General features: G+C 69.8%; 18 protein-coding genes. 7 read left to right on the top strand and 11 right to left on the bottom strand.

Translation table 11 applies throughout. The features are described 5' to 3' along the window. Positions 1-24: 24 nt before the first annotated feature. Complete coding sequence (locus RT2_RS21760) at positions 25-759, bottom strand: SDR family oxidoreductase (protein ID WP_072846895.1); 735 nt, start codon at positions 757-759, stop codon at positions 25-27. Positions 760-913: 154 nt separating this feature from the next. On the opposite strand from RT2_RS21760, the gene RT2_RS21755 reads away from it, so the two are divergent. The 4 genes from RT2_RS21755 (at position 914) to RT2_RS21745 (ending at position 3400) form a co-directional block, all read left to right on the top strand. Further along, positions 914-1765, top strand: a complete 852-nt coding sequence (locus RT2_RS21755; RefSeq protein ID WP_072846894.1) for a helix-turn-helix transcriptional regulator — start codon at positions 914-916, stop codon at positions 1763-1765. Positions 1766-1921: 156 nt separating this feature from the next. Beyond that, complete coding sequence (locus RT2_RS21750) at positions 1922-2137, top strand: hypothetical protein (protein WP_139191128.1); 216 nt, start codon at positions 1922-1924, stop codon at positions 2135-2137. Between the two features lie 108 nt (positions 2138-2245). After that, complete coding sequence (locus RT2_RS26040) at positions 2246-2392, top strand: hypothetical protein (protein ID WP_169888485.1); 147 nt, start codon at positions 2246-2248, stop codon at positions 2390-2392. Positions 2393-2470: 78 nt separating this feature from the next. Continuing rightward, complete coding sequence (locus tag RT2_RS21745) at positions 2471-3400, top strand: S1C family serine protease (protein ID WP_072846892.1); 930 nt, start codon at positions 2471-2473, stop codon at positions 3398-3400. 74 nt (positions 3401-3474) lie between these two features. Here RT2_RS21745 and RT2_RS25630 read toward each other — a convergent pair whose 3' ends face one another. Next, on the bottom strand, positions 3475-3630 hold the full coding sequence (locus RT2_RS25630) for an MmcQ/YjbR family DNA-binding protein (RefSeq protein ID WP_169888482.1): 156 nt from the start codon (positions 3628-3630) through the stop codon (positions 3475-3477). 43 nt (positions 3631-3673) lie between these two features. Between RT2_RS25630 and RT2_RS21740 the strand changes: the two genes are divergently transcribed. After that, positions 3674-4321 (top strand): hypothetical protein, encoded by a 648-nt coding sequence (locus RT2_RS21740; protein ID WP_072846891.1) that lies wholly within the window; start codon positions 3674-3676, stop codon positions 4319-4321. Between the two features lie 73 nt (positions 4322-4394). Here RT2_RS21740 and RT2_RS21735 read toward each other — a convergent pair whose 3' ends face one another. From RT2_RS21735 to def, 3 genes are read right to left on the bottom strand one after another with little or no spacing between them, the layout of a single operon-like run. Beyond that, positions 4395-5840 (bottom strand): RsmB/NOP family class I SAM-dependent RNA methyltransferase, encoded by a 1446-nt coding sequence (locus tag RT2_RS21735; RefSeq protein WP_072846890.1) that lies wholly within the window; start codon positions 5838-5840, stop codon positions 4395-4397. Continuing rightward, entirely contained in the window at positions 5837-6775 is a 939-nt protein-coding gene (gene fmt, locus RT2_RS21730) for a methionyl-tRNA formyltransferase (RefSeq protein ID WP_072846889.1), read from the bottom strand. Before fmt ends, RT2_RS21735 begins: the two co-directional genes overlap by 4 nt. A gap of 1 nt (position 6776) precedes the next feature. Further along, positions 6777-7304: a peptide deformylase gene (gene def, locus RT2_RS21725; RefSeq protein ID WP_072846888.1), complete on the bottom strand. Its 528-nt coding sequence runs from the start codon at positions 7302-7304 to the stop codon at positions 6777-6779. 274 nt (positions 7305-7578) lie between these two features. Between def and RT2_RS21720 the strand changes: the two genes are divergently transcribed. Continuing rightward, a complete protein-coding gene (locus RT2_RS21720; protein WP_072846887.1) occupies positions 7579-7785 on the top strand; it encodes a hypothetical protein in 207 nt (68 codons plus the stop codon). A gap of 81 nt (positions 7786-7866) precedes the next feature. On the opposite strand, the gene RT2_RS21715 is transcribed toward RT2_RS21720, so the two are convergent. Then, the gene (locus RT2_RS21715) at positions 7867-8871 is read right to left on the bottom strand and encodes an esterase/lipase family protein (protein ID WP_072846924.1); all 1005 of its coding nucleotides are present in this window, start codon (positions 8869-8871) and stop codon (positions 7867-7869) included. Between the two features lie 162 nt (positions 8872-9033). Next, positions 9034-9702: a PadR family transcriptional regulator gene (locus tag RT2_RS21710; protein ID WP_072846886.1), complete on the bottom strand. Its 669-nt coding sequence runs from the start codon at positions 9700-9702 to the stop codon at positions 9034-9036. A gap of 209 nt (positions 9703-9911) precedes the next feature. On the opposite strand from RT2_RS21710, the gene RT2_RS21705 reads away from it, so the two are divergent. Further along, positions 9912-11351, top strand: a complete 1440-nt coding sequence (locus RT2_RS21705; RefSeq protein ID WP_072846885.1) for an HNH endonuclease signature motif containing protein — start codon at positions 9912-9914, stop codon at positions 11349-11351. A gap of 155 nt (positions 11352-11506) precedes the next feature. Here the strand turns inward: RT2_RS21705 and RT2_RS21700 are convergent, their stop codons facing one another. From RT2_RS21700 to metK, 4 genes are all read right to left on the bottom strand, one after another. Further along, positions 11507-12103, bottom strand: coding sequence for a nucleotidyltransferase family protein (locus tag RT2_RS21700; protein ID WP_245709155.1), 597 nt, complete (start codon positions 12101-12103; stop codon positions 11507-11509). 64 nt (positions 12104-12167) lie between these two features. After that, positions 12168-12590, bottom strand: a complete 423-nt coding sequence (locus RT2_RS21695) for a hypothetical protein (RefSeq protein WP_072846883.1) — start codon at positions 12588-12590, stop codon at positions 12168-12170. Positions 12591-12651: 61 nt separating this feature from the next. Continuing rightward, positions 12652-14670 (bottom strand): primosomal protein N', encoded by a 2019-nt coding sequence (locus tag RT2_RS21690; protein ID WP_371851193.1) that lies wholly within the window; start codon positions 14668-14670, stop codon positions 12652-12654. 122 nt (positions 14671-14792) lie between these two features. After that, a complete protein-coding gene (metK, locus tag RT2_RS21685; protein ID WP_072846882.1) occupies positions 14793-16007 on the bottom strand; it encodes a methionine adenosyltransferase in 1215 nt (404 codons plus the stop codon). Positions 16008-16183: the final 176 nt, after the last annotated feature.

Here is a 16183-nt window from a genome sequence, read left to right as displayed (position 1 = left end):
CTTTGCCTCTCTTCGGTTTCGGGGTCAGCCGTGCACGGAGGCCGTTGGGCGGACGATGATCTCGTTGACGTCGATGTCGGCGGGCTGGCCGACGGCGTAGGCGATGGCCGCAGCGATGGCCGTGGCGTCGATGCCGACCTCCTCGACCGCGTCCCGCATCGCGCCCTGGACCTGGGTGTCGCCGCCTGCCTGGGTGAGCTCGGTCCGGGTCAGACCGGGGCTGATGACGGTGACGCGGATGTCGGTGGTCTCCTGGCGCAGGCCCTCGGACACAGCACGCACGGCGTACTTCGTCGCGGAGTACACGACCCCTGGCGAGTCCACGCGGTTCGCGGCGGTCGAGGCGATGTTGACGATGTGGCCGGCCCCGCGTTGGCGCATGCCCGGGAGGACCGCGGCGATGCCGTGCAGCACGCCGCGAAGGTTCACGTCGATCATCTGGTTCCAGTCGTCGATGCGCAGGTCCTGTACCAGGGACAGTGGCATCACGCCGGCGTTGTTCACCAGGACATCGATGCGCCCGTGGCGGGTGAGCACGTCGGTGACGACGGCGCGGACATTGTCGAGGTCGGTGACGTCCAACTGTGCGTACTCGGCGCTGTGGCCTGCCTCCTTCAGTTCGGTGACGAGGGCGACGAGGCGGTCCACGCGCCGCGCCCCGAGGATGACGTGGTGCCCGTCCGCAGCGAGCCGGCGGGCGGTGGCCTCGCCGATACCGCTGGACGCTCCGGTCACCAGGACGATCTTGTGTTCGGACATCGGTTGCTCCTGAGATGTGTTGCGGTTGATGGGACACATTCAGGACACCACCGGCGCTGAAGCCGCGCCAGAGCGCGTTTTGCCCTGGGTAGGGCCTACAGGGGGCGCAGCTGAACCCCCCAAATATGACCGGCTACGTCCTAGCCTGGGAACTATGGATGCGGACGTGCCCGACACGGATCTGCGGGAGTTCCTGCGGTCCCGCCGGGCGCGGATCAGCCCCGAGCAAGCGGGCCTTCCAGAGTTCCCCGGTGTGCGACGAGTGCCGGGACTGCGGCGCGAGGAAGTCGCCCAGCTGGCTGGGGTCAGCGTCGACTACTACGTGCGACTCGAACGCGGACGCAACACGCACGTGTCGGTGTCCGTCCTGGAGGCCGTGGCTCGCGCCCTGCAACTCGACGACACCGAGCGCGACCACCTGTTCGCGCTGGCCAAACCCACCCGTCGACGGCCACGTGCCACACCGGCGCAGCGGCCGCGACAAGGTCTGCTGCGAGTGTTGGACAACGTCGCCGACATCCCGGCGCTGATCCTGGGAAACCGCCTCGACGTGCTCGCAATGAACCGCCTGGCCTGCTCGTTCTACCCCGGTTTCGACCATGTTTTGACCGGCGACTGGAACATGGCCCGGTACATGTTCCTCGACAACGCGGCCCGCGATCTGTACGTGGACTGGTCCGAGACCGCCCGCGAGAACGTCGGCATGCTGCGCCTGTACTCCAGCCACCACCCGCACGACCCGCGACTGGCCGAACTGGTCGGCGAACTGTCAGAAGGTGACCAAGACTTCCGCCGGTGGTGGGCCGAACAGGACGTGTACCGACCCAAGTACGGCACCAAGCGGTACCGCCACCCGGTGGCCGGAGACCTCACGCTCGGCTTCGAAGCCCTCACCCCCGCAGACAACCCCGACCAGACGCTCGGGCTGTACACCGTCGAACCCGGATCACCTTCCGCGAACGCCCTCAGAATCCTTGCCGGGAGGACCGCGGAGGCATCCCGGTGAACTCGGGAGCATCGAGTCGGAGCCGGCCAGTAATTGCGGCCGGAGGTGAACGCCAACAGCCCGAGACGGTGGTGGCACCTCCGTGCTGCAGCCCGAGAAGATTGCGCACCCGGCAATTCTCCGCCCGGTTCGCGGATGCCTTGGAGGAATCCGTGTGTGTCGTTGCAGGAATTCTGCGGTCGCGCCCTGATGGACCTGACGCCTGCCGAACCGCTCGACCTCATCGAGATCGACGCCGGGTTCCTCTCGATCGGCTTTCGTTATCCCCTCATCCGCGCGGCAGTGGTCGGCTCCTCCACCGCGAGCGATCGCCAGCTCGCGCATCTAAAGCTCGCCGATGCGGCCGAACACCAGTCATATACGCAGGCATGACATCTCGCACACGCCGCGATCGGCCCCGACGATCTTGTCGCGGCACGGCTCGAACGCGCGTCCGGGGTCAGTGCGCGACGCGGAGATGTGCACGGCGCTGTCGCGGCGATGATCCGCGCCGCAGACCTCACCGAAGACCAGGCGACGAAGAATTCACCGGCACGAACGGCACTCTTCTCGAAGCCTTCTACACGCAATGAGGAACTCGTCGCCGCCGCCCGCGCCCAGATCGAGGAAATCTCCGCGAACCGGTGACCGAACGCTGTTGTCGGGTGGTTTCGGCTGTGCGCGAACAGCGGTATTGCCCACCTCAACGAGGGTGTTGTCCAGGGCATGAGTAAGGATTTGGAGCCACTGGACGCGTTCTCCGAAGCCGTGATTCATGTCGCTCAGCGGGTACTCCCGAGCGTCGTCAGCCTTCAGGTCCAGACTGGGCGTCGCACCGGGGGCGGCAGCGGCTCCGTACTGACCCCCGACGGCTTCATCCTGACCAGCGCCCACGTCGTCGACGGCGCGAAGCAGGCCGACGTGACATTCTCCGACGGCGGCGAGGTGATCGCGGATGTCACTGGCAGGGATACCCTGTCGGACCTGGCGGTCCTGCGGGCCAGGGGCGACGTGCCACCAGCCCTCACCCGAGGCGACGCGGCCCAGCTGCAGGTTGGGCAGCTGGTCGTTGCGGTCGGGAGCCCGCTCGGCCTCGCCGGCAGCGTCACCGCCGGCATCGTCTCCGCGCTGGGTCGGTCGCTGCCGACGCGGTCCGGCCGGGTCATCGACGAGGTCATACAGACAGATGCAGCACTGAACTCCGGCAACAGCGGCGGAGCTCTCACCGACAGCGCCGGTCGCCTCGTCGGAGTGAACACGGCCGTTGCGGGTGTCGGAGTCGGCCTCGCGGCGCCGATCAACGCGACAACCGAACGGATCATCGCCTCTCTGATGCGTACAGGACGCGTACGCCGCGGTTGGCTCGGTATCGCCGGGACGCAGGTGCCACTCCGGCACGATCTCGCCGCCAAGCTGGGCCGTAAGCGCGGCGTCCAGGTCGCGCAGGTCGTGACCGGTAGTGCCGCCGCGATGGCGGGACTTCGCGCCGGGGACATTCTCGTGGCGATCGACGGGCAGCCCGTCGCGACAGCAACCGATATCCAAGCCCTCATGGTCGAAGGCTCAATAGGCCGGCGCGTCGAGGTCACCGTGTGGCGCCACGGCGCCTTGGTCGACGCCGTGGCCGTCCCGAGAGAACTCGCCGACGAGTCGTAAGCCCGGGCACACCCAGCGAGGACGCGCTGCTGGGCCGCCGCGAAGCGTCGGCAAGAACCTCTGCCAGCGAAAAGTCAACATTTGGTGCAGTCAACTGTGCACATCACCACCAGCCCGCCATCGGCCTCGCCGCGCAACCTCGCGAAGCCCTTGCCTGTGACCTTGAGCGCCGGGGTCCGATACCAGGTGCTCTCCTCGACCTCGGGCAGCTCCCGGGCGAGCTCGACCACGCGGTAGCGCCCGCGCCGAGCCCTCCGCGGCTACCCTCGAACGGTGACGCCCGAGCGCATCGTCCGCGTCCGACGCGAGGCGTGGGGCTTCGCCATCGGATCGATCTTCTTCGCTGTCGGGGCGATACCGCAGTACGCCGAGGCGGTCGGCCTCGTACTCACCAACCTCACGTTCTTCGTCGGCGCCATCTTCTTCACCCTTGCCGCCCTGATCCAGCTCGCCCTCAGCGGCCGGCACCCGCCCCGACGGTCCACGAACCCTGCCGACCGGGCGGACTGGTGGGCAGCCGCCATCCAGTTCGGCGGCACGCTGTTCTTCAATGTGAGCACGACAGACGCCCTGGTCACGGCCGTGAACGCCGAGGCCCGTCTGTCGGACGGCTGGCGTCCCGACGCCTTCGGCTCGATCTGCTTCCTGGTTTCCAGCGGACTCGCGGTGGTAGCCACGAGGGATCGCAACACGCTGTGGGACAAGCGCGCTCGCACGTGGCACGGCACGTGGCTCAACATGCTCGGCTCGGTCTTCTTCGCCTTCTCCGCGGTCGGCGCGTACACGCTTCCCGCGACCGACGACCTCGTCAGCCTGTTCTGGGCGAACCTGGGCACCTTCCTCGGCGCCCTGTGCTTCCTCGCCGCGGCGGCATTGAGCCGGCGATCCGTCCCCACGGACGTAGCGCCGGCTCAGGCCTGAACGGCCCGCAGCGATCCGGGTGCCAGTCGGGCCTGGCGGTCACTAGGGCTCACTGGTCACTCCGGCTTGCTGGTCACTCCGGCTTACGCAGCGCGGCCATGAACATGGCGTCGGTGCCGTGCCGGTGCGGCCACAGCTGCACCCCGAGACCGTCGCCGAGCGAGGGCACCCCGGGCACCAGCTCCCGGGTGTCGAGCGGGGTGACGCCGTAGCGCCGGACCGCGTCGGCGACCACGGCCACCGTCTCCGACAGGTGCGGCGAGCAGGTGGAGTACAGCACCACGCCGCCGGGCCGGACCAGTTCGATGGCAGAGGCCAGCAGCTCGCGCTGCAACGACACCAGCCCCGCGACGTCCGAGGGCTGCCGGCGCCAGCGCGCCTCCGGGCGGCGGCGCAGCGCGCCCAGCCCGGTGCAGGGCGCGTCGACGAGCACCCGGTCGTAGCCGGGGGCCAGGCCGGACTCGCGCCCGTCCGCGACGTGCACGTCGACCGGCAGGCCGCGGGTGGTCTTGCGCACCAGGTCCGCACGGTGTTCGGCGGGCTCGACGGCGTCCACCCGGGCGCCCTCGATGTCCGCGAGCGCGCCGAGCAGCGCGGCCTTGCCGCCGGGTCCGGCGCACAGGTCCAGCCAGCGTCCGCCGTCGGTACCGGAGATCGGGGCCAGGGTCAGTGCGCGGGCCACCAGCTGGCTGCCCTCGTCCTGCACGCCGGCCAGGCCCTCGCGGACCGCCTCGAGCTGGCCGGGGTCGCCGCCGTCGAGGTACACCGCGTACGGCGAGTAGGTGCCGACCTCGCCGCCGGTCGCCATCGCCAGCTCCTCGGCCGAGATCTCCCCGGGCCGCGCCACCAGGTGCACGACGGGCCGGGCGTCGTCGGCGGCCAGCACGGCCTCGAGCTCGGCGGCGTCGGGTCCGAGGGCGTCCGCGAAGGCCTGCGCGATCCAGGTCGGGTGCGCATACCGGAACGCGAGGTGCCCGACCGGGTCGGCGGTGGCGGAGGGGGCCAGCCGGGCCACCCACTCGTCCTCGGACCGCTCCGCGACCCGGCGCAGCACGGCGTTGACGAATCCCGCTCGGCCGCCGCCGAATTCGTCACGCGCGAGGTCCACCGAGGTGGCCACGGCCGCGTGCGGGGCGATGCGGGTGCGCAGCAGCTGGTAGGCGCCCAGCCGGAGCACGTCGAGGATCGGTCCGTCGATCTCGTCGACGGAGCGGCCGGCGCCCTCGGCGATGACGGCGTCGAGCAGCCCGCGCGCACGGCACGCGCCGTAGGCGAGTTCGGTGGCGAGAGCGGCGTCGCGGGCGTCGAGCTTGCGCTCGCGCAGCAGGCCGGGCAGCACCAGGTTGGCGTAGGCGTCGCGCTCGCGGACCGCACGCAGCACGTCCCGCGCGGCAACCCGCGGCTGGTCGACGGCAGCCGCGGCCGGGTCCGGGCGGCGGGCCTGTCGCGGCCGGTTGTTCGGACCGCCCTGCTTGCCCTGGCCGCGCTGTCCGCGGGCCGGTCGACGGGATTCGGTCACAGTGCACGCACCTCGGGGTCGAGGCGCGCTCCGCGCGCCCAATCGGCGGCCGCCATGGCCTTCTTACCTTGCGGCTGAACGTGACTGAGCCGGACCGGAGTGGTCGCGGTGCCCACGTAGCAGCCGTCTTTTCGGACGAGGAACTGTCCGGGTTCCAGCGCCTGGTCGAGGAGCGCCGCCTCGACCGGGGTGACCGGGCCGACCTTCAGCCGCAGGTCACCGACCTGGGTCCAGGCGCCCGGTGCGGGCGTGACCGCACGCACCAACCGGTCCACGGCGAGCGCCGGCTGGTCCCAGCGGATCCGCGCGGCCTCGACGGTGATCTTGGACGCGTGCGAGACGCCTTCTGCCGGTTGCGGAACCGGCGTCAACGCGCCGTCCTCGATTCCGTCCAGCACCGACTCGAGCAACTGGGCGCCGCTGTCGGCGAGGCGGCCGAGCAACACGCCGGCCGTGTCGTCCGGGCGGATGCGCTCGGTCATCACGCCGAACACCGGCCCGGTGTCGAGGCCCTCCTCGAGCAGGAACGCGCTCGCTCCGGTCATCTCGTCACCCGCGGCGATGGCCGCCTGCACCGGCGCGGCACCGCGCCAGGCGGGCAGCAGCGAGAAGTGCAGGTTCACCCAGCCGTACTTGGGCACGTCCAGCACCGGGCGCGGCAGCAGCGCCCCGTAGGCGACGACGGGGCAGCAGTCCGGCGCCAGCTCGGTGAGCCGGGCCAGGAAGTCGGGATCCGACGCGCGCGCCGGGGTGAGCACCTCGATGCCGTGCTCGTCTGCCAGCTGACCGATCGGCGACCGGGTGACCTTGCGGCCTCGGCCGGCGACGGCGTCGGGGCGGGTGACCACCGCGACCACCTCGTGCCGCTCGGACGCGAGCAGCCTGGCGAGGGACGGCACCGCGGGATCGGGGGTGCCTGCGAAGACGATCCGCATGTCAGCGACCCCCGCCGGGCGCCGAGACGCTCTGTCGACCGAACCAGTCGGACTCGCGGATCGTCCGCATCGCCGCCTTACGGTCGTCCGGATCCATCCGCTGCATGAACATCACTCCGTCGAGGTGGTCGGTCTCGTGTTGGACACATCGGGCCAGGATGCCGGTAGCGTCGAGGGTCACCGGCTGCCCGTGCATGTCGACTCCGTGGGCGATAACGTGCTCCCCGCGCCGAATCTCGCCCCGGACGCCGGGCACCGACAGACAGCCCTCCGACAGCACCGACTGCTCGTCACCTACCACCTCGAAGGTGGGGTTCACCAGGTGACCGGACGCACCGCCGCAGTCGTAGGCGAACACCCGCAGGCCGACGCCGATCTGCGGGGCGGCGATGCCGGCGCCGCCGCGGGCGCGCATGGTGTCGACCAGGTCGGCCACGAGGACACGGAGTTCGTGGTCGAAGTTCACGACCTCGTCCGCCCTGGTCCGCAGGACGGGATCGCCGAACAGGCGAACCGGCTGGATGGTCACGGAGTCTGCTCCCCTGCTCGGGCGTCGCCGCGGCCGCGGCCGCGGCGCGTCGAATCGAATCGAATGTCACGGACAGTCTAGGGATGTCGCGGCACACCGCTGAACCACCCGCGCCAGGAAAACTCCCGAGGAATTCCCGGCGAATCGCCGAGCGAAAGGACTCGCGCGGCGCCAACAGGGGTATTGACTGTCCCTGATCGACCCGGAAGCCGTGCGACAGCGGAAATCGGCGCACGGCAACGCTGAAATGTCACGCACTCACCTGGAGGTTGCCATGGCTGGAACTGCGAACAAACTGATCAAGGCGTGGGAAGACAAGACCCTCGAGGAAATCGCAAAGGCCCCGGTGACCGCGTTGCAGGGTGTCAGCGAGTCCGATGCGGAGCACCTGTTGGCGGCGTTCAACATCAAGACCGTCGAGGACCTGGGTACCAACAAGTTCTTCCTGTGGGCGCAGGCGTTCGCCAAGCTGGCCGAATAGCGTTCCCACGTGGGCACACTCGCCGCGGCCGGGCAGTCCGGACGCGGCGAGTGCCGCCTTCGACAGGAATGGAGGTGGACGTCAGACGCCGAAATTGCTGGCGATCATCATCTCGGCCATTCCGGTGCCCAGCGGAACGGGTGCACACAATGCCTCGGGCGCATGCTCGGGATCGAGTGCACCCACCACCAGCGAAATGGTGAACGGGTCGTACACCATGTTCATGTGCCCGGTCTTGTTCTGCGCACACAAATCCTGGATCAGGACATTCTTCGCACCGGCGCCGTGCAATTCGACGTTTGTGTACGGCTGGATCATCTCGTCGTACCGGGTGCCGATGGTGGTGTAACTCACGCCGGGGACGGTGTCGCCGCCCGCATTGAGCTCGGTGAGCAACTCCGATCCCTGCACCTGCTGCGCGACCGCCTGGCCCAACATTGAGGAGATCACGGCCATGCCGCCGGGAATCGCGGCCGCTACCGGCGCGACTCCGTAGAACTGCCCGCCGTAACTGGGCGATGCCACGCCGACCCACCGGTCGACCACCGCGGCGCCGCCCATCTTGTTGACGAACATGCGGGTCACGGTCGCGCCCTGGGAGAAGCCAACCAGGTCCACCTTCGCGGCGCCGGTCGCCGACCGCACCCGCTGCACGAAGTCCGCTACCTGACCGGCACTGACATACATGTCCTGGGTGCCGAAGCGAGCCCCGCCCGGCTTGCCGCCGTAGTTCACCGCGAACACGCAGTACCCGGCGGACTTCAGCTGCGGCGAGATTGCCGACCAGTCGGAGTAGGCGGTGGCGTCTGTGCCGTGCGCCAAGATCACCGGCTTCGGGTGCGCCGCGGTGGGGACGCAGCCGAAATCATTCGAGCCGGGCGGCGCAGACCCGGGATGCTTGCCGTCGTACACAGTGGCTGCGGCGTGAGTGGGCTGGGTCGGCCCGGGCAGTTCGGGGACCTCGGTCACCGATTCCGCCGCCGCCGACGACCCCGCAGATCCGAGATCTGCCGACCCGAGATCCGCCGACCCGAGATCCGCCGACCCGAGATCCGCAGTTCCGGTTGCACCGGCAGCCGGCGCCATCAGCAGCGATCCGGCCAGCAGCGCGGCCGAGACCACCGCGCGCGCCGTCACCGCCTGTCGTCCGGCAATTCGGCAGTTGGTTCCCCGCATGTGCGCCCCCTCGCGACGATGGTTCAGAGCTCCATCATGAGCGCTGCCGGCAGCACTGTAACCATCAGGGGGCTAGCTTTTCGTCGAATCAGCGTCGGCATCTTCCATCGTGGACGGATCCTCGGCAAGCATGCGGTACAGCGAACGCCGGGCCTCGACGAGAATCTGCCCGGCCGCGCTCACCTGCTCGGGGGTCCCGACGGCGGCGACCTGCCCGACCGCGCCCATCAACTGGCCGACCAGTCCTCGCAGGTCCTGCGTCTCACGCCCGACGCCGGCGCTCACCTCGTCCCAAGGGCTGCCGAGATCGGTCTTGTTCTCCTCGACGTACGTCGTGCCGGCCTCGGTGAGCCGCGCGGTCTTCCTGCCGGACACCTTCTCGATCAGTACGAGGCCCTCGTCCTCGAGCTGGGCCAGCGCCGGGTAGATCGAGCCGGGACTCGGCTTCCAGATCCCGTTGCTGCGCTGCTCGATTCGCTGGATCAGTTCGTATCCGTGCATCGGCCCCTCGGCGAGGAGCAGGAGGATCGCCGCCCGCACGTCGCCGCGCCGGCCCCGTCCACCGCGACCGCGGCCCCGGCCGATGCGCGGCCCGCCGCCCGGCCCGGGCGCGAATCCCGGGCCGGGTCCGAATCCCGGCCCGAATCCCGGGCCGAATCCGTCCGGCCGGCGGTCGCGCCCCACCCGCCCCGGATGGCGCCTGCCGCGCCGATGTTCCCTGTGAACATTCATGCCTTCCATGTCAGCCTCCTACGACTGTCACCTCGACTACGTGGTTCGTGTCGATCATGGTATCGACGATATATCGACAATCTATCGACAGCAAGAGGGATTCGGCACCCGTAAGCACTCTTGGTTGCCAGGGCCACCAAGAGCAATCAAAGCCCACAGGCCGTTCACCAGGCGAAACATCATTGTAATCGAATGTGCGTGCGAGTAGAATTCGATGTATGAAACTCGACGCCATGCTTACCGACCCCACCCGGGTCGAGGCATGGCGACTCGACGAAACCGAACTTCTGGCGGCAGTGCCTGACGTGTCGGAAGCGATCCTGAAACTCGAAGCCCTCCGCGTCCGACTGGTCCACGAAGCCGACGAGAGGTGCCTACCCACCCACGTCGGCGCCGCCGACACCGCCTCCTGGCTCGCCGACGCCACCCACATGACCGCCGCGATGGCAGGCAGGATCGTCCGACTCGGCTGCGAACTGCCCCTGCACCCGAGGATGGCCGCCGCCCTCGACGGCGGGCGGATCGAACTCGGACACGTGCAGGTGATCGTCAACTTCCTCGACCGACTCACAAAACTGACCGTCGACGAACCCGACGTGGGGGCGGCCGAGACCGACTGGGAACACCCAGATCCAGAGTCCGGACGCCCCGACGACTGCCAGGCCTACCTGCTGATCGCCGCGCACCTCGAGAACGTCACCACCCTTCGCCGACGCGCACGCGCGTTGGAACTGCTGCTGCAACTTGACGGGACTGTGCCACCCGACGGCGAGAACCCCGAACTCAACGAGTTCTTCGCCAGCACAACGCTCGGTGGACGGGTACTCGTGAAGGGCACCTTCGACGCCGAAGCCGGCGAGGCCCTCCAGACCGCGTTGTCGGGACTGTCGAAGCCGCACCCGAGCACCGACGAGCACGGCCACCCGATCCGCGACCCCCGTTCGGCCGCGAAGCGCCGCGCCGACGCCCTCGAACAGATCATCCGCGGCCACCTCGACGCGGCGCGTGGCCCGCAGGAGGGCGGCGAACGACCGCACGTCACCGTCACCATCGACCTCGACGCCCTCAAGGACGCCGTCGCCAAGACCGCGCCCACCCCTGCCACCGGGGCCTGGACGAAGGACGGCTGGGACTACCACTGCGACAACGCAACCGGACCCACCGGCAGCACACAAGGTGAGAACTGCTCAGACGTCCGGCCCCCACGGCACTACCGCCGCGTCCGGCACGCCGCCATGCCCTGGGCCGGACCCGTCTCCGCGGCCATCGCCGCCCGCCTGTCCTGCGACGCGACCGTCACGCCGATCTTCGTCGACCGGGGCGGCAACCCACTCGACGTCGGCCGAACCACCCGCATCATCTCCCCGAAACTCCGGAAAGCACTCGTCGCCAGGGACTGCGGTTGCGCGTTCCCCGGCTGCGGACGCCCCGCCGCCTGGACCGACGCCCACCACATCATCCACTGGTCCGACGGCGGCCCCACCGCACTCGCCAACCTGGTGCTGCTCTGCAAGAAGCACCACACGATCATCCACAAGAACCACTGGGCCGTCGCCATCGGCGACGACGGCCACCCATGGTTCACACCACCCGCCTGGGTCGACCCGGCGCGAAGACCACGGCCGGCCCACAACCGGCGCGAGATCCACGGAAACTGACCAGTCCAGGCCCGAACAGTCACCCACAACCAGACCGGTTGCGGCCGAGACACACTCGGCCGCAACCAGTCTGCGCTGCGCTAGGAGGGCAGCGACGGAACTTCCACGTCGTTCAAGTCGGCGCCCGAGGGCACGCCGCACCCTGCGCGCTCCACTCAAACATCAGAGTGGTCCGTCCACGGAATGACCTTCAGCCGCGGCCACTCCGCCAACCACCGAGCGGCCTTCGCCTCGTAGACCTCCCGCGGCGCCAACACCGGGTTGGGCCGCAGCACCATGCCGAAGAGGTCATCGAAGCCGTGTGGTGCATACACCCGGAGCTCGCCGTCTGCGGCTCGCGTGATCCCGAGACAGCAGGTCGTGGATGCGAAGTGGTCGATCGCGTCCTCGGTGCTTGCGAAGGGGGCCGCCGGAACCCCGAAATGCTCCTCGTACCAAAGGTGGACCCTCGCCTCGTTGCGCACCTCGACGGGCCGGCCGATGTCGGCGAAGAGCGTCTCGGCTCTCCTGATGATCCGGTCCTCGGCGTCGTAGCCCAGGTCCGACAGGTCGAAGTAGAAGAGGTCGTAGTCCCTGATGCCGGCTCGCAGATCGCGTCCGTCCAGGTGGTTCCAGACCGCCTGAAACACCCCGCCCGCGGTGAGGTACCAGTCTCGAACACCGAGTTCGTCAGCACGATCGACGATCCTGCGGACGTCGGGGTTGGCGAGCACGATCTCGAGCATTCGATGCTCGTCAGCGTGTGAGCTCACGACGACAATCGTGCACGGCGGCGGCCGCATTCGTGGTGTCCCTGTCCGCTGCGCGATCGTCTTGTCACGCCACCGCCCTGCCGGTGGAGGATCGCTCACCGGCGAACTTGGCGGCCGCGACACCCAGGGCGATGGCGCTGAACGTCCCGCACCACAGGATCCAGGCACCCGCGTAGTACAGCAGCCACAGCGCGAACCGGAGTTGGATCACGATGAACGGGATCAACCCGACAGATCGAAGGGTTCGCAGGTCACCGGCTCGATACAGGATCTCGGCGAGGACGCAGACCGCCGCAAGCACCGTGAAGAACGGCAGGTTGTGCCATTTCAGGGCGTTGGTCCAGTAGGACTCACCCGAAACCCAGCTCATGCGTTCAGACGCGTAGTAGCCCAGTACGCAACCCGTCAGCCAGTAGGCCGTTGGCGCCGCGACTGCCCGCGACAGCAGGCTGCGCCTGCCCACGGGGTAGGACACGGACTCTTCCACGGCCTCGAATGTACTGATGGCCGAGGTGCCGGGAACTGGAGACCTCCCCGACCGGCCGCCGTCAGCCGATCCGCACCGGATCCATCTGTACCCGAACCGAACCCACGGCCCGCCGCGCACTTCGCACCGCCTGTGCCTCCGCCAACGCACGGGCCAGCGCACCGCCCGCGGCCCGCGGCACCCGCAGCAACATCCGCTCGACCTCGACCGGTTCGGGTCCGTCACCGGAGAACGGCAACCGCTCCCCCGGCGGCAACGGCACCGGACCCAACGGCTCCACCCCGTCGGGCAGCGGCGCCGCCGCGAGCAGGTCCTCGATGGCGGCCCGGCCGCCGTCGACCGCCGCCAGGTGCACCGCGGGCGGGAAACCGACCTCTGCCCGCTGCTCGAGCTGAGACTGCGCCGCCCCCACCGGATCCCACCGCACCAGGGCCTGCACCGTCGGCAGCCCCGCGTCGGCGACCACCACCACCTTGCCGCCGGCACCCGCCGGGCGCACCAACGCGCCCGCCGTCATCCAGCGTCGAAGCGTCTCCTCCTCCGCCCGCAGGTCGGCCCGGCCGAGCAGCGCCCAGCCGTCGAGCAGCAGCGCGGCGCCGTAGCCACCCGGCATCACCGGCTCCGCCCCCACCGTCGCGACCACCAGGCTGGCACCGGCAGACACCGTCGCGGACACCTCACCGCCACCGGAGGTGCGTACGGGCACCCCGGGGAACGCGCGCCCCAGTTCCTCGGCCGTCCGGCCCGCGCCCACCACCACCGCGCGCAGCGAACGGTTACCGCAGGCCTGGCACCGATGGTTCGCGTCGGCGACACCGCACCACCGGCAGGCCGGCGTGCCCGCGCCGTCCGGCCCGACCGCCGACGGCAGCGACAACGGACCGTTGCAGCGGCGGCACCGGGCGGGCGCCCGGCACTTCCCGCAGGCCAGCGACGGGACGTAGCCGCGACGCGGCACCTGCACCAGCACCCCGGCACCCGACGTCAACGCTTCCCGGGCCGCGGCGAACGCGATCGCCGGCAGCCGCGCCGCCCGCGCCCCCGGGTCGCGGGCCAAGGCATGGTCGCTGTCGGCCAGCGCGGTCACTTGCGGCGCCCGCGCCCGCACCTCCGGCCGCCCCGCGACCAGGTCGTGCGCCCACCCGGAGTCCACCAGCGCCTGCGCCTCCGCGGTCCGCGCATGACCGCCCAGGATCACCGCGCAGCCGGTGCCGAAGGCCCGCAACAACGCCACCTCCCGGGCATGCGGGTAGGGCGAGCGTGGCTCCGAGTGGTTGTCGTCCCCGTCGTCCCACACCGCGATCAACCCGAGCTCGGGGACCGGCGCGAACACCGAACTGCGGGTACCGACCACAATCCGTGCGGTGCCTCGCAGGGCGGCCAGCCAGCGCCGATACCGCATCGCGGGACCCAGTCCCGCCGCCAGCGGCACCACCAGGTCGTCACCGACCAGTGCGACGCACGCGGCCGCCACCCGGTCCAGGTCCTTCTGGTCCGGCACCACCAGCACCGCGGACCTGCCCCCGCCCGCGACGACGGCAGCCAGCTCCGCCAGCCTCGTCGGCCAGTCCTCGCCGGGCAGCGCCTGCCAGGCCGCCCGCGGACCACGGCCGGCCTGCACCGCGGACACGAAGGACTCGCCGTGCACGTAGGCGGCCCACGCCTCGACATCCGGGACCACCTCCGGCGCCGTCACCGGCTCGGGCACCCGCTCGGCCTCGACCCGCGCGTGCCGCGGCGGCACCGCCAGCCGCAGCACGTCCGCGCGGGTGCCGGCGTACCGGCGGGCGACGGCGTCGACGAGATCGGAGACCTCCGGAGTCAGGACCCGCTCGGCCGAGACCACCCGGTCGAGCCAGCCCAGCTTGCCGGGGTGCTCGCTGGTCGCGACGCGGGCGACGATGAACCCGTCGACCAACCGGCCCGCGAAACGCACCCGCACCCGCACCCCGGGCTGCGCCTGTTCGTCGAGTTCGACCGGAACCCGGTAGTCGAACTCCCGGTCCAGGTGCGCGAGCGGCATCATCGGAAGTACCCGGGCGACAGGCAGTTCCGGCGCGGGCTCGCGCTCGGCCTTCACCGCCACGGGACCACCCGCGCATGTCGGTGCAGGCTGCACCGACAGCGACCCGGCCCGAGGCTCCGCCCGAGAGCAGACGAGCCGCCCACCACGATCGGTGAGCGGCTCGGTGCTGACGCCATTTAGAGCCCGGCGGCCGCGCGCAGCTTCTCGGCGCGGTCCGTGTGCTCCCAGGGCAGGTCGATGTCGGTGCGACCGAAGTGCCCGTAGGCCGCGGTCGGCGCGTAGATCGGCCGCAGCAGGTCCAGGTCACGGATGATCGCGCCGGGACGCAGGTCGAAGATCTCGGTGATCGCCGTCTGGATGCGAGCCGGGTCGACCTTCTCGGTGCCGAACGTCTCGACGAACAGTCCGACCGGCGCCGCCTTGCCGATGGCGTAGGCAACCTGCACCTCGATGCGCTCGGCCAGACCTGCGGCGATCGCGTTCTTGGCAACCCAGCGCATGGCGTAGGCCGCGGACCGGTCGACCTTCGACGGGTCCTTACCCGAGAAGGCGCCGCCGCCGTGACGGGCCATGCCACCGTAGGTGTCGACGATGATCTTGCGACCGGTCAGGCCGGCGTCGCCCATCGGGCCGCCGAGGACGAACTTGCCGGTCGGGTTGACCAGCAGTCGCACGTTCGAGGTGTCGAGATTTGTGTCACCGAGGTCGGCGAGCACCGAGCCGAGCACCTTCTCCCGGACGTCGGGGGTCAGCAGGTTGTCCAGGTCGATGTCCGCGGCGTGCTGGGTGGAGACGACGACGGTGTCGAGTCGGACGGCCTTGTCGCCGTCGTACTCGATGGTGACCTGGGTCTTGCCGTCCGGACGCAGGTACGGCAGCACGCCGGTCTTGCGGACCTCGGTGAGCCGGCGGGAGAGCCTGTGCGCCAGCGCGATCGGCAGCGGCATCAGTTCCGGGGTGTCGGTGCACGCGTAGCCGAACATCAGGCCCTGGTCGCCGGCGCCCTGACGGTCGATCTCGTCGTCGGTGACGCCGTCGACGCGAGCCTCGTGCGAGTGGTCGACGCCCTGCGCGATCTCGGGTGACTGTGCGCCGATCGCGATGTTCACGCCACAGGAGTTGCCGTCGAAGCCCTTGGCGGACGAGTCGTAGCCGATGCCGAGGACGACGTCGCGAACGATCTTCGGGATGTCGGCGTAGGCGGTGGTGGTGACCTCACCGGCGACGTGCACCTGGCCGGTGGTGACCAGGGTCTCGACGGCGACCCGGCTGCGGGGATCCTGTTCGAGCAGCGCATCCAGGATGGAGTCGCTGATCGCGTCACAGATCTTGTCCGGATGGCCCTCGGTCACGGACTCGCTGGTGAATAGCCGACTACCGGACTTGCTCACAGATCTCCCTCTCGCCAACGCTGTTGTTGTGTACCGAGCCAAACCTAGTGCGAGGCACGGCAGATGTGCACTGCTGAAATCACGTCAAAACCGAAATTCAAGAAGATCGGGAATCGCGCCGAACCCCGACGCGACACCGATTTCCACATTACGAGCTTTTTTCACATTACGAGCAC

This window comes from Rhodococcus tukisamuensis NBRC 100609, assembly GCF_001894985.1.
In the GTDB taxonomy this organism is placed as follows: Bacteria; Actinomycetota; Actinomycetes; order Mycobacteriales; family Mycobacteriaceae; genus Rhodococcus_G; species Rhodococcus_G tukisamuensis.
The sequence above is the reverse complement of the archived record's forward strand: the minus strand, read 5'-3'. Positions and strand labels throughout refer to the sequence as shown.

Coding starts and splice junctions, on each gene's coding strand:
- RT2_RS21705 (WP_072846885.1), top strand. CDS start 9,912: ATGAAACTCGACGCCATGCTTACCGACCCCACCCGGGTCGAGGCATGG.
- RT2_RS21720 (WP_072846887.1), top strand. CDS start 7,579: ATGGCTGGAACTGCGAACAAACTGATCAAGGCGTGGGAAGACAAGACC.
- RT2_RS21755 (WP_072846894.1), top strand. CDS start 914: ATGGATGCGGACGTGCCCGACACGGATCTGCGGGAGTTCCTGCGGTCC.
- RT2_RS21745 (WP_072846892.1), top strand. CDS start 2,471: ATGAGTAAGGATTTGGAGCCACTGGACGCGTTCTCCGAAGCCGTGATT.
- RT2_RS21710 (WP_072846886.1), bottom strand. CDS start 9,702: ATGGAAGGCATGAATGTTCACAGGGAACATCGGCGCGGCAGGCGCCAT.
- RT2_RS21715 (WP_072846924.1), bottom strand. CDS start 8,871: ATGGCGCCGGCTGCCGGTGCAACCGGAACTGCGGATCTCGGGTCGGCG.
- fmt (WP_072846889.1), bottom strand. CDS start 6,775: ATGCGGATCGTCTTCGCAGGCACCCCCGATCCCGCGGTGCCGTCCCTC.
- RT2_RS21760 (WP_072846895.1), bottom strand. CDS start 759: ATGTCCGAACACAAGATCGTCCTGGTGACCGGAGCGTCCAGCGGTATC.
- RT2_RS26040 (WP_169888485.1), top strand. CDS start 2,246: ATGATCCGCGCCGCAGACCTCACCGAAGACCAGGCGACGAAGAATTCA.